At 62.7% G+C, this 12,352-nt stretch carries 7 protein-coding genes and 1 pseudogene; 3 read left to right on the forward strand and 5 right to left on the reverse strand.

Annotated elements, in window-relative coordinates; translation table 11 throughout:
- Positions 1-3: 3 nt before the first annotated feature.
- Positions 4-909, reverse strand: coding sequence for a UTP--glucose-1-phosphate uridylyltransferase GalU (gene galU / locus ACG873_RS19280; RefSeq protein ID WP_394886784.1), 906 nt, complete (start codon positions 907-909; stop codon positions 4-6).
- Positions 910-1,117: 208 nt separating this feature from the next.
- Here galU and ACG873_RS19285 point away from each other — a divergent pair, with 208 nt between their 5' ends.
- Positions 1,118-2,344 (forward strand): lytic murein transglycosylase, encoded by a 1,227-nt coding sequence (locus ACG873_RS19285; RefSeq protein ID WP_394886785.1) that lies wholly within the window; start codon positions 1,118-1,120, stop codon positions 2,342-2,344.
- A 126-nt stretch (positions 2,345-2,470) separates the two neighbouring features.
- A complete protein-coding gene (locus tag ACG873_RS19290) occupies positions 2,471-3,748 on the forward strand; it encodes a DUF459 domain-containing protein (protein WP_394886787.1) in 1,278 nt (425 codons plus the stop codon).
- 22 nt (positions 3,749-3,770) lie between these two features.
- On the opposite strand, the gene ACG873_RS19295 is transcribed toward ACG873_RS19290, so the two are convergent.
- The 4 genes and pseudogenes from ACG873_RS19295 to gltB form a co-directional block, all read right to left on the reverse strand.
- Entirely contained in the window at positions 3,771-5,225 is a 1,455-nt protein-coding gene (locus tag ACG873_RS19295; RefSeq protein ID WP_394886789.1) for a glutamate synthase subunit beta, read from the reverse strand.
- A 24-nt stretch (positions 5,226-5,249) separates the two neighbouring features.
- Positions 5,250-5,645: a type II toxin-antitoxin system VapC family toxin gene (locus tag ACG873_RS19300; RefSeq protein ID WP_394886790.1), complete on the reverse strand. Its 396-nt coding sequence runs from the start codon at positions 5,643-5,645 to the stop codon at positions 5,250-5,252.
- Positions 5,642-5,923, reverse strand: a complete 282-nt coding sequence (locus ACG873_RS19305; RefSeq protein ID WP_394886791.1) for an antitoxin — start codon at positions 5,921-5,923, stop codon at positions 5,642-5,644. Before ACG873_RS19305 ends, ACG873_RS19300 begins: the two co-directional genes overlap by 4 nt.
- A 65-nt stretch (positions 5,924-5,988) precedes the next feature.
- Positions 5,989-10,691, reverse strand: a pseudogene (gene gltB / locus ACG873_RS19310) (glutamate synthase large subunit).
- Between the two features lie 572 nt (positions 10,692-11,263).
- On the opposite strand from gltB, the gene ACG873_RS19315 reads away from it, so the two are divergent.
- Positions 11,264-12,313 carry a threonine aldolase family protein gene (locus ACG873_RS19315; protein ID WP_394886793.1) on the forward strand — a complete coding sequence of 350 codons (1,050 nt, stop codon included), beginning with the start codon at positions 11,264-11,266 and terminating at the stop codon, positions 12,311-12,313.
- The last annotated feature ends 39 nt before the right edge of the window (positions 12,314-12,352 follow it).

Raw genomic sequence — 12,352 nt, forward strand, 5'->3', positions numbered from 1 at the left:
GGCTCAACGCGCAGCCGCGCGACGCTCCAGTGGCTGGATTTCGTCTAAAAGCGCCTCGATGGTGGCCGACATGCTCTCGTGCAGGTCGGCGCGCCACAGCGCGAAAGCCACATTCGCCTCGATGAAGCCTTCCGGCGAACCGCAGTCGAAGGTGCGGCCCTGATAATGGTAACCGAAGAAGGGCTGCTGCTTTTCCAGCTTCAGCATGGCGTCGGTGAGCTGGATTTCGTTGCCGGCTCCCCGTTCCTGCCCTTCCAGCACCTTGAATATCTCGGGCTGGAGAATGTAGCGGCCGTTGATATAGAGGTTCGACGGCGCTGTGCCGGCCTCGGGCTTCTCGACCATGCCGGTGATCTCGAAGCCGGTATGGACGTCCTTGCCGCGGCCGACGATGCCGTATTTGTGGCTCTCGGCCGGATCGCATTCCTGGACGGCGATGATGTTGTTGCCGGTTTCGGCGTAGAGATCGACCATCGCCTTCAGGCAGCTCTTGTCGGCCTGCATGATCATGTCGGGCAGCAGCAGCGCGAACGGCTCGTCCCCGACCAGGTCGCGCGCGCACCATACCGCGTGGCCAAGGCCGAGCGGAACCTGCTGGCGCGTGAAGCTGGTCTGGCCCGGGCCCGGCTGCAGACGCTGGAGGTGCGCGAGCTGGTCATCCTTGCCGCGCTGCGCCAGCGTATCATAAAGCTCGAACTGCAGATCGAAGTGATCCTCGATGACGCCCTTGTTGCGGCCGGTTACGAAGATGAAGTGCTCGATCCCGGCTTCGCGGGCCTCGTCCACCACATATTGGATCACCGGCTTGTCGACCACGGTGAGCATTTCCTTGGGGATGGCCTTGGTAGCCGGAAGAAAACGCGTGCCGAGGCCGGCGACGGGGAAGACCGCTTTGCGAACTTTTTTCATGCCGCAATTATTCCTTCGAAAGGCCGGTCTGCAATCACAAAAAATGACATGTTGATGCCGGAATTGAATATTAGTGAGAAAAATCCAATTTCAGTGTGTGGGGTCAACCATTCCAACCGATTTTTGTTCTCGTCGAGCTATGGTAAACCGATTGATAACCGGCTTCGGCGAAGAATGAGTCTTCCGCACGTTTTAAAGGAGGAAACAGATGCTCGTTAGCAAGACCGCAACACGCATGGGGAGCGTCTTGACGGCTGCCGGGTTGTCGCTCGCTCTTCTCTTCTCGGCCGGCCCCGCTTCGGCCGACGCCGGCTTCCAGAACTGGGTCGCAAGCTTCCGGTCCACGGCCGCCAATAACGGCGTCTCCGGCGCGACCTACGACCGCGCTTTCCGGGGGGTCACCGACATCGATCCCGAGGTTCTCGAGAAGGCCCGCTACCAGCCTGAATTCACCGCGCCGGTTTGGGACTATTTCGACAACCGCGTGCACGAGCATTCGGTCGCGGTCGGCCGGCAGATGGCGCGCCAATGGAAGCCGTGGCTCGACAAGATCGAGGCGAGGTACGGCGTTGATCGCTACATCCTGCTCGCCATCTGGTCGATGGAATCAAATTACGGCGAGATCCTGAAGAACGACAAGGTGATGCGCAATGTCGTGCGGTCGCTCGCCACGCTGGCCTATGCCGACAAGAGGCGCGCCAAGTTCGCCCGCACGCAGTTGATTGCGGCGCTGAAGATCCTGCAGAGCGGCGACATCGATGTCAGCCACCTGACCGGCTCCTGGGCCGGCGCGATGGGCCACACGCAGTTCATCCCGACCTCCTATCAGGCCTACGCGGTCGACGCCGACGGGAACGGCCGGCGCGACATCTGGACCTCTATCCCGGACGCGCTTGCGACCGCCGCCAATCTCCTGCGCAAGAACGGCTGGCAGGCCGACAAGACCTGGGGTTACGAAGTCACCCTGCCCGCCGGCCGCAAGTTCCCCAACGGCTCGATGTCGCTCGCCAAATGGCAGAGCATCGGAGTAGCTCGCGCCACCGGCAAGCCGTTCCGCAACGGCTCCGACAAGGCGGAACTCAAGGTGCCTGACGGCCGCGGCGGGCCGGCATTCCTGATGACGAAAAACTTCTCGGTCATCAAGCGCTACAACAACGCCGACAAATATGCGCTGGCGGTCGGCCTGCTCGCTGACGAAATCGCCGGTTATGGCGGGCTCGTGCAGGATTGGAAGCGGCCGTTCACCAAACTCTCCTTCGAGGAAAGGCAGGAACTGCAGCAAAGGCTGTCCGCGCACGGCTATTATGACGGCAAGTTCGACGGCAAGATCGGCGAGGGCTCGCGCACGGCGATCAAGGCGTTTCAGGCGCAACTGGGCCTGGCGCCAGACGGCCACCCGAGCATGGAAGTGTTGTCTACGCTGAGGAAGCGCTAGCGCACGATTCCATTCCGGGTGGAACCGGAATGGGCTCTGACCTATTTTGACTTGAGAAAATTGCCGAAGAGGCCGCGACTTCTCTGAGCGGAGCCTTCGGATCGATCATGGCCGCAGGAGAAGGCATTGCCATCGCACCAGCGCTTCTGGTCCGCCGTCTGGCGCCTCTCGGCACAGATGCTGGCGCTCGCGATGCTGGTCACCGGCTTTTCGACTGCCGCGCCGTTCCATGCCATGGCCCAGGATGGCGTATACCGCCCTTGGCTGCGCGGTCTGTTCTATTCACCGCGCAGGGAGCGGCGGGTGATACGGCGGGCGGTGCCGCAGCGCGAGGTACCCGGCGCGAGACGGAACGCTATACGCAGGAGCACTGGCAAAGCGACCCGCAAGACGGTTTCACGACGAAGCGTCGAGCGAGCCGCCCGGGTGGCCGAGCCGGAAATCGAAGCCGTCGAGAAGTTGCCCGACGCCAAGATTGTGCTGGTGGTTGGCGACTTTCTCGGAAGCGGACTGGCCGAGGGGCTGGCGGAGGCCTATGCCGAAAACCCGCGTGTGAAGGTGGTCGACAGGTCCAACGGTTCGTCGGGATTCGTGCGCGATGACTTTTTCGACTGGCCGGGCGAAGTCGCCGGAATGGTTGAAGCCGAAAAGCCGGCGGCGATCGTGGCCATGCTCGGCTCCAACGACCGCCAGCAGATGAAGGTCGTGGGCGTTCGCGAGACGGTCAGATCCGAAAGCTGGACCAAGGAATATACGCTGCGCGTGACGGAGTTCGGCAAGGCGGCGGCGGAAAGCAAGATCCCATTCGTCTGGGTAGGCATGCCGGCCTTCAAATCATCGAAGATGACCTCGGACATGCTGGCCTTCAACGACATATACCGGGCCGCGGCCGAGAGCGTTGGCGCGGAATTCGTCGACATCTGGGAAGGCTTTGTGGATGAGAACGGCGCCTTTGTTACGACCGGGCCGGACGTGAACGGACAGCCGGTGCGGCTGCGCGCCGGCGACGGGATCAACATGACGGCGGCGGGCAAGCGCAAGATCGCCTTCTACGCCGAAAAGCCGCTGAACAAGATATTGGGCGAAACCAGCGGCTCGGAGCCGGTCGCATTGGCGCCGGCGGGCATGCCGGCCATCGCGCCAGATGCGCCGAACGCAGCGCCGGTCGACCGCACGGTTCCGATATCGCTCGCCGATCCGGCGCTTGACGGCGCAACCGAACTCCTCGGCGCGCAGGCGCAATCGAAGCGCGACCCCCGCTCCGCCGGCGAGAAACTTACGATCGAGGGCGTAGCCCCCGAACCCGCGCCGGGGCGGGCAGACGATTTCTCCCGCCGGCCGAAGCCGCCGGTTCCTCCTAGCGCACCTGGGGCCGCGGAGACCACGACCGCCATCGGCCGTTAGGGCTCGGGCGGGCAGTCCTCACTTATCGAGGCAGAACACTGGCGCCCATAAGCGCCTCGTCGATAGCGCGCGCGGCCTGCCTCCCTTCGCGGATCGCCCAGACCACGAGGGACTGGCCCCGTCGCACGTCGCCGGCGGCGTAGAGTCGGTCGACACTGGTCTTGTAATCGCGATCGTTGGCCTGGACATTGGTAGAGCGACGGCTGTCGGTGCCGATCGCAAGCTGTCCTTCCAGCTCCTTCACCACGCCACCCGCGATCGGACCGGCAAAGCCGATGGCGATGAAGGCGAGATCGGCGCGGATGACGAATTCCGTTCCGGCGACCGGCTTGCGCTTTTCGTCGACTTCACAGCATTTCACGCCCGTAAGCTGGCCTTCTTCGCCGATGAATTCGAGCGTGGCGACTTGGAACTCGCGTTCGGCGCCTTCGGCCTGCGACGATGAGGTCCGCATCTTTGTGGCCCAATAGGGCCAGACCGCGAGCTTGTTTTCCTTTTCGGGCGGTTGCGGCCTGATATCGAGCTGCGTGACGCGCACAGCGCCTTGACGGAAGGCGGTGCCTACGCAGTCCGACGCGGTATCGCCGCCGCCGACCACGACGACATGCTGGCCCGCCGCCACGATCGGCTTTTCCGCCCATGCCACCGACTGGATGTTCTCGCCGCCGACGCGCTTGTTCTGCTGGACGAGATACGGCATCGCATCGTGCACGCCGTCGAGATCGTCGCCGGGAATTCCAGCCGCCCGCGGCGTTTCGGAGCCGCCGCAATAAAGCACCGCGTCAGATTCGGCGAGAAGTTCGGAGACCTTCTTGTCGACGCCGACATTAACGCCGCAATGGAAGGTGACGCCCTCGCCCTGCATTTGCTCGACGCGGCGGTCGATGTAGTGTTTTTCGATCTTGAAATCGGGAATGCCGAAGCGCATCAGCCCGCCTGGCCGGCTCTCGCGCTCATAGACATGGACGTCGTGCCCGACCCGGCCAAGCTGCTGGGCCGCCGCCATGCCCGCAGGACCCGATCCGATGATCGCAACCCGCTTTCCAGTCTTCTTCTCGGGTGGATGCGGGCGGATTTGGCCAAGCTCGTAGGCCTTGTCGGCAATTGCCTGCTCGATCGTCTTGATGGCGACGGGAATGTCTTCCAGGTTGAGAACGCAAGCTTCCTCGCAAGGCGCCGGGCAGATGCGGCCCGTCCACTCGGGAAAATTGTTGGTCGAATGGAGGTTGCGGATCGCGTTGTCCCAGTCGCCATTATAGACGAGGTCGTTCCAGTCCGGAATCTGGTTGTGGATCGGACAGCCGGTCGGGCCATGGCAGTAGGGCACGCCGCAATCCATGCAGCGCGCCGCCTGTTTCTCGACCTCCTTGTCCGACATCGGCAGCGTGAATTCGCGAAAATGCCGGATGCGGTCGGAAGCCGGCTGGTACTTGTGCACCTGCCGGTCGATCTCGAGAAAACCTGTTACCTTGCCCATCTACGTTCCGTTCATTTTGCGGACTCACCGCAACCAGTTTTCCACTCTTACGCCAGGCATTTGCGAAAAGGCCCGGTCATCCGTCACCACGATCGCGTCAAGGCTCAATGCGTGCGCGGCAATCAGTAGGTCGTTCTGGCCGATTGTCCAACCGCGCTGCTCCGTCACGACGCGTACCCTTGCATAGTGCTTCTCGGCGGGCTGCGTCAGCGGAAGAATGGTCAGACTCGGCCGAATGCCTTCCAGTTGTTCGCGCAATCTCCGCGATTGCTTCTTCTCGATCCCGTATTCCACCTCAGCAATCACGATTACACTCGTGAAGACAGAGGCCTCACCGACCTTGCGAATCCAGCCAGTGATCACCCCGGCGGGGTGTTTCATCAAATCTGAAATGATGTTGGTATCGAGAAGATACTTCACTTCTCGCCGCCGAAACCAAGATCAACCGGTTCAGGCGGGTAGTCGTGGATTTCAGGCAGCCAGTCTTCCTCCGGCAAGGGCTCAAGCTTCGAGAGCGCCTCAAGCAATGACACCTTCCGCTTTACCGGTTCCAGAATCAGCCTTCCGTCCTCATCCCTTTCGATCAGCACCTCATCACCTTCGAACTCAAATTCCTTCGGTATCCTGACCGCCTGACTGCGGCCGTTGCGAAATAGCCGCGCTGTCCGCTTTTCAAGCTGATTGTCATGCGCGTTCATGCGTGCCTCCATCTGGCATATGCCAAGAGATATGCCAGATGTTCAAAACTTTCAATACACAGCCCCTATTCCGCCGCCACGCTCATCCGCAGGCGCTCCATCTCCTGGAGCGCGCGGCGATATTCGACCGGCATCACTTTGCGGAATTTCGGCCGGTAGCTCGCCCAGTTCTCCAGGATCTCCTTGCCGCGCGTCGAACCGGTGTAGTGCACGTGGTTCGAGATGAGCAGATGAAGACGCTCTTCGTCGTGGCTCGTCATGTCGCCGGAGACGTCGACGCGGCCCTTGTGGTCGAGGTCGCCGCCATGGTGGTGCAGCTTCTCCAGCATGTCGTCTTCTTCTGGCACCGGCTCGAGTTCGACCATCGCCATGTTGCAGCGCTTCGCGAAATCGCCCGCCTCGTCGAGCACATAGGCGACGCCGCCCGACATGCCGGCGGCAAAGTTGCGTCCGGTTTGGCCGATGACCACCACCACGCCGCCGGTCATGTATTCGCAGCCATGATCACCGACACCTTCCACGACCGCGACGGCGCCCGAGTTGCGCACGGCGAAGCGTTCGCCGGCCACGCCGCGGAAATAGCATTCGCCCTCGGTAGCGCCGTAAAGCACTGTATTGCCGACGATGATCGACTCTTCGGCGACAATCCTGGCGTCGGCCGGCGGACGGATGACGATGCGTCCGCCGGAAAGGCCCTTGCCGACATAGTCGTTGCCGTCGCCGATCAGTTCGAACGAGATGCCGCGCGCCAGGAAGGCACCGAACGACTGGCCGGCCGTGCCCGTCAGCTTCACCGAGATCGTGTCGTCGCGCAGCCCCTTGTGCTTGTAACGCTTGGCGACTTCGCCCGACAGCATGGCACCGGTCGATCGATCGACGTTGCGGATCTCGACCTCGATCTTCACCGGAAGCTTCGATTCCAGCGCCGGCGCGGCGAGTTCGATCAGCTTGCGGTCGAGCACGTCGTCGATCGGATGCTTCTGGCGTTCCGTCCAATGCGTCGCGTCGCGCGGCGCCTCGGGCTTGTAGAACACGCGGCTGAAATCGAGGCCCTGCGCCTTCCAGTGCTCGATCACGGCCCGCTTTTCCAGGAGGTCGGTGTCGCCGACGATCTGGTCGATATGGGTGAAGCCCATTTCGGCCAGCAGCGCGCGCACCTCTTCCGCGACATAGAAGAAGAAGTTGATGATGTGCTCGGGCGTGCCCTTGAAGCGCTTGCGCAGCACCGGATCCTGCGTCGCGACGCCGACCGGGCAGGTGTTCAGATGACACTTGCGCATCATGATGCAGCCGGCGGCGATCAACGGCGCGGTCGAGAAGCCGAACTCGTCGGCGCCGAGCAGCGCGCCTATGATGACATCCCGCCCGGTTCTGAGACCGCCATCGACCTGAAGCGCCACGCGCGAGCGCAGCCCGTTCAGTACCAGCGTCTGGTGCGTTTCGGCGAGGCCCATCTCCCAGGGCGAACCGGCATGCTTGAGCGACGTAAGCGGAGACGCACCGGTGCCGCCATCGTAGCCGGAAATGGTGATATGGTCGGCGCGCGCCTTGGCGACGCCCGCGGCGACAGTGCCGACGCCGACCTCCGAGACCAGCTTGACCGACACGTCGGCCGCCGGGTTGACGTTCTTCAGGTCGAAGATCAGCTGCGCCAGATCCTCGATCGAATAGATGTCGTGGTGCGGCGGCGGCGAGATCAGGCCGACGCCCGGTGTCGAATGACGGACCTTGGCGATCGTCGCATCGACCTTGTGGCCCGGAAGCTGTCCGCCCTCGCCGGGCTTTGCGCCCTGCGCGACCTTTATCTGCATGACATCGGAGTTGACCAGGTATTCGGCAGTCACGCCGAACCGTCCCGAGGCGACCTGCTTGATTGCCGAGCGTTCCGGATCCTGCCGCCGCCGGGCAATGGCAGGTAGCGGTCCGGCTCCTCGCCGCCCTCGCCGGTGTTCGATTTGCCGCCGATCTGGTTCATGGCGCGGGCCAGCGTGGTGTGTGCCTCCCTGGAGATCGAGCCGAACGACATGGCGCCGGTCGAGAAGCGCTTGACGATATCGGCAGCCGTCATGACCTCCTCGATCGGAACCGGCTTGCGCCCGGTCTCCTCGGCGTTCTTGATCTTGAACAGGCCGCGAATGGTCTGGGCGCACGCCGTATGGCTGTCGATCTGAGCGGAATACTCCTTGAACGTATCCCACGAACCCTGGCGCACGGCGTGCTGCAGCGAGGCGACGGCGTCGGGCGACCAGATATGGGCCTCGCCGCGCATCCTGAACAGATATTCGCCGCCGACCTCCAGCGCGTTGCGCAGCACCGGATCGTCGCTGAACGCCGCGCTGTGGCGGTCGACGGTCTCGGCCGCGATCTCTTCGAGGCCGACGCCTTCGATCATCGTCGCCGTGCCGGTGAAATATTTGTCGACGAAATCGCTTCTCAGGCCGACGGCATCGAATATCTGCGCGCCGCAATAGGACTGATAGGTCGAGATGCCCATCTTGGACATGACCTTGAGAATGCCCTTGCCGATCGACTTGATGTAGCGCGTGACGACCTCGCCCGCGTCGACCTCCGCCGGCATCTCGCCGCGCCTGTGCATGTCGAGCAGCGTGTCGAAGGCGAGATAGGGGTTGATGGCTTCCGCGCCGTAGCCGGCGAGGCAGCAGAAATGATGGATCTCACGCGGCTCGCCGGATTCGACCACGAGGCCGACGGAGGTGCGCAGACCCTTGCGGATAAGGTGATGATGGACCGCCGCCGTCGCCAGCAGCGCGGGTATCGCGATCCGGTCGGGGCCTATCTGCCGGTCCGACAGGATGATGATGTTATAGCCGCCGGCGACCGCCGCCTCGGCCCGCTCGCATAGCCGCTCGACAGCACCCTGCATGCCGGCGGCGCCTTCCGCCGTTGCATAGGTGACGTCGATCGTTTTGGTGTCAAACCGGTCCTCGGTGTGGCCGATCGAGCGGATCTTTTCGAGATCGGCATTGGTAAGGATCGGCTGACGCACCTCGAGCCGCTTGCGCTTGGAACTGCCGATCAGATCGAAGATGTTGGGCCGCGGCCCGATGAAGGAGACGAGGCTCATGACCAGTTCTTCGCGGATCGGGTCGATCGGCGGATTGGTGACCTGCGCGAAGTTCTGCTTGAAATAGGTATAGAGCAGCTTCGACCTGTCCGACATCGCCGAGATCGGCGTGTCGGTTCCCATCGAGCCGACGGCTTCCTGTCCCGTCGTGGCCATCGGCGACATCAGGAGCTTGGTGTCTTCCTGGGTGTAGCCGAAGGCTTGCTGGCGATCGAGCAGGCTGACATCCTTGCGCAGCGCGCGCGGCTCAACCGGCTTCAAATCTTCCAGAATGAGCTGCGTGTTGGAAAGCCAGGTCTTGTACGGATGCTTGGTCGCAATCTCGGACTTGAGCTCCTCGTCCGAAATGATCCGGCCCTTTTCGAGGTCGATCAAAAGCATCTTACCGGGCTGCAGCCGCCACTTCTTGACGATCTTCTGCTCCGGCACGGTGAACGCGCCGGCTTCCGACGCCATGATGACCCGGTCGTCGTCGGTCACGATATAACGCGCCGGACGCAAGCCGTTGCGATCAAGCGTCGCGCCGATCTGGCGGCCGTCGGTGAAGGCGACAGCGGCCGGTCCGTCCCATGGTTCCATCAGGGCCGCATGATGCTCGTAGAACGCCTTGCGGTCGGCATCCATCAGCTTGTTGCCGGCCCAGGCCTCGGGGATCAGCATCATCATGGAATGCACCAGCGAGTAGCCGCCCTGGAACAGGAATTCGAGTGCGTTGTCGAAGCAGGCCGTGTCCGACTGCCCCTCGTAGGAGATCGGCCACAGCTTCGAGATGTTGTTGCCGAACAGCTCCGAATCCACCGACGCCTGCCGCGCCGCCATCCAATTGTTGTTGCCGCGCACCGTGTTGATTTCGCCATTGTGCGCGACCATGCGGTATGGATGCGCCAGCTTCCATGACGGGAAGGTGTTGGTCGAAAATCGCTGGTGGACGAGGATCAGCGCCGTCTCGAAGCGCGGGTCATTGAGGTCCTTGTAGTAGGAGCTGACCTGATAGGCCAGGAACATGCCCTTGTAGACGATGGTGCGCGCCGACAGCGACACGCAATAGGCGCCGATATCGCGGTTGTCGTTCTCGGCGTAGATGCGGCCGGAGATCACCTTGCGCAGGAGATAGAGCCGCGCCTCGTACTCCTCGTCATCGTCGATGTCAGGCGTGCGCCCGATAAAGACCTGGCGGTGGTGCGGCTCGGCGGCAGCAATTTCGGGCGCCTTGGACAGGGAGGAGTTGTCGACCGGCACGTCGCGAAAGCCGATCAGCGGCAGGCCTTCAGACTGCGCCGACTCAGCGATGACCTCGTCTATGTGCGCGCGCAGCGCCGCGTCCTGCGGCATGAACCAGTGGCCGACGCCGTATTGTCCGGCCGGCGGCAGTTCGATGTCCTGCCTGGCCATCTCCTCCCGAAAGAAACGGTCGGGAATCTGGACCAGCACGCCGGCTCCGTCGCCCATCAGCGGGTCCGAGCCGACCGCGCCGCGATGCGTAAGGTTCTGAAGCATCGCCAGACCGTCCTTGACAATCTGGTGCGACTTCACGCCTTTCATCTGCGCGATGAAGCCCACACCGCATGCGTCATGTTCGTTGCGCGGATTGTAGAGGCCGTGCTCGATGGCGCGTTTGACGGCAACGGCTTTCGTCTGCGCGGGGGCGGTCTGCTCCGTCGTCACAGATGAAATGTCCATCATCGTCCCTTCCTCCGTTCATGCCTCGCGCGCCGCTTCATCGCAGTGCCTCGCGGCGCCCGACAAGCGGAAATGTTGCGAAATTCGCCGGAAGCGTCCGGATCATCCAGACGGTTTCCGCCATGTCGGGCTTGGCCATTCCGGTTTATTCGGAACAAGCTTCAGCCACATTGTTCTTGGTGCATGATCTTGCCCGAAAAGTCTGCTTCTTTTCGGGGACCATGCCCTGGTTGCCGGCGGTCGCCGCACGGCATTTTCCGACGCCACCCGCAGCGCAGCCGGATCGACGTGATCATACGCCAAACCAGCACACATTGCGAAGATAAATAAGACAGCACTACTGTCCTAAATTTCTTATGTCAGAATTTTTGCGGCGAAACAAGACCGTTTTGAAAACATCTTGACGCATGGGCGAAATAAAACTGCGGCGAACAGGCATCTGGCGCAACTTTGTACCACCCCGGCATGAGCGGCCGCGCGGCTGTCGCGAAAGCAGCGGCACGGCTCTTGAACTCGAAGCGCAAAACCGGTGAATGTCCCGTCGCGGTAGAACTCCCACGCTTTCGGAAAGAAAAATGATTTTCGCATCAGACAATTGGGCCGGCGCGCACCCGAAAATCGCCGCCGGGCTTTTAAGGCATGCTTCCGGATTCGACACCGCCTATGGCGGCGGCGCCCTCGACCAGGCGGTGGCGGAGCGGTTCAACGAGATATTCGAGCGCGAGGTCGCCGTATTCTTCGTCGGCACCGGCACGGCAGCCAACTCGCTGTCGCTGGCTTCCTTCAACCGGCCGGGCGGCGTCTCCTTCTGCCACCGCGAGGCGCACATGCTGGAGGACGAGTGCGGAGCCCCGGAACATTTCACCGGCGGCTCAAGGCTGCAAGCGGTCGACGGCCCTCTCGGCCGGATGACGCCCGAGACGCTGGAGCGGGCTATCGGCCGGTTCGTGCCGGAATTCGTCCATGCGGGGCGGCCGATGGCGGTTTCGCTCACGCAGGCGACGGAAGTGGGCACCATCTACAGCCTCGACGCGATCGAGGCGATTTCGGCGGTGGCCAAAAGGCACAACCTGCCGCTGCATATCGACGGCGCGCGTTTCGCCAACGCGCTCGTGGCGCTGGAGACGACGCCGGCCGAAATGACCTGGAAACGCGGCGTCGACATCGTGTCGTTCGGCGGCACGAAGAATGGCTGCTGGTGCGCCGAGGCGGTGGTGCTGTTCGACACCGGGCGCGCCAACGAATTCGCTTTCCTGCGCAAGCGCGCCGCCCAACTCTTCTCGAAGTCGCGCTTCATCGCCGCGCAGTTCGACGCCTATTTCACGGACGGGCTCTGGCTGGAAACCGCACGGCACGCAAATGCGACGGCCAGGCTTCTGGCCTCGCACATCGAAGCATCGTCCAGGGTCTGGCTCGCCTGGGAGCCGCAGGCCAACGAACTCTTCGCGATCATGAGCAGGGAATTGATGGAGGGTCTGACGGCGGCGGGCGCGGTGTTCTATCCCTGGAACACGCCGCACGGATACACCGGCGCTATCGGCGAGGAAGAGACGATATGCCGGTTCGTCACCAGCTTCGCCACGACGGCCGAGGATGTCGACCGCTTCGGCGAACTCATCGTCTAGAGCGAGATGCCCGATTTCGGAATCGGCCATCTCGCTCCA

It is taken from the genome of Allomesorhizobium aridi (genome assembly GCF_043769475.1).
GTDB lineage: Bacteria > Pseudomonadota > Alphaproteobacteria > Rhizobiales > Rhizobiaceae > Allomesorhizobium.

Coding starts and splice junctions, on each gene's coding strand:
- ACG873_RS19285 (WP_394886785.1), top strand. CDS start 1,118: ATGCTCGTTAGCAAGACCGCAACACGCATGGGGAGCGTCTTGACGGCT.
- ACG873_RS19295 (WP_394886789.1), bottom strand. CDS start 5,225: ATGGGCAAGGTAACAGGTTTTCTCGAGATCGACCGGCAGGTGCACAAG.
- ACG873_RS19315 (WP_394886793.1), top strand. CDS start 11,264: ATGATTTTCGCATCAGACAATTGGGCCGGCGCGCACCCGAAAATCGCC.
- galU (WP_394886784.1), bottom strand. CDS start 909: ATGAAAAAAGTTCGCAAAGCGGTCTTCCCCGTCGCCGGCCTCGGCACG.
- ACG873_RS19305 (WP_394886791.1), bottom strand. CDS start 5,923: ATGAACGCGCATGACAATCAGCTTGAAAAGCGGACAGCGCGGCTATTT.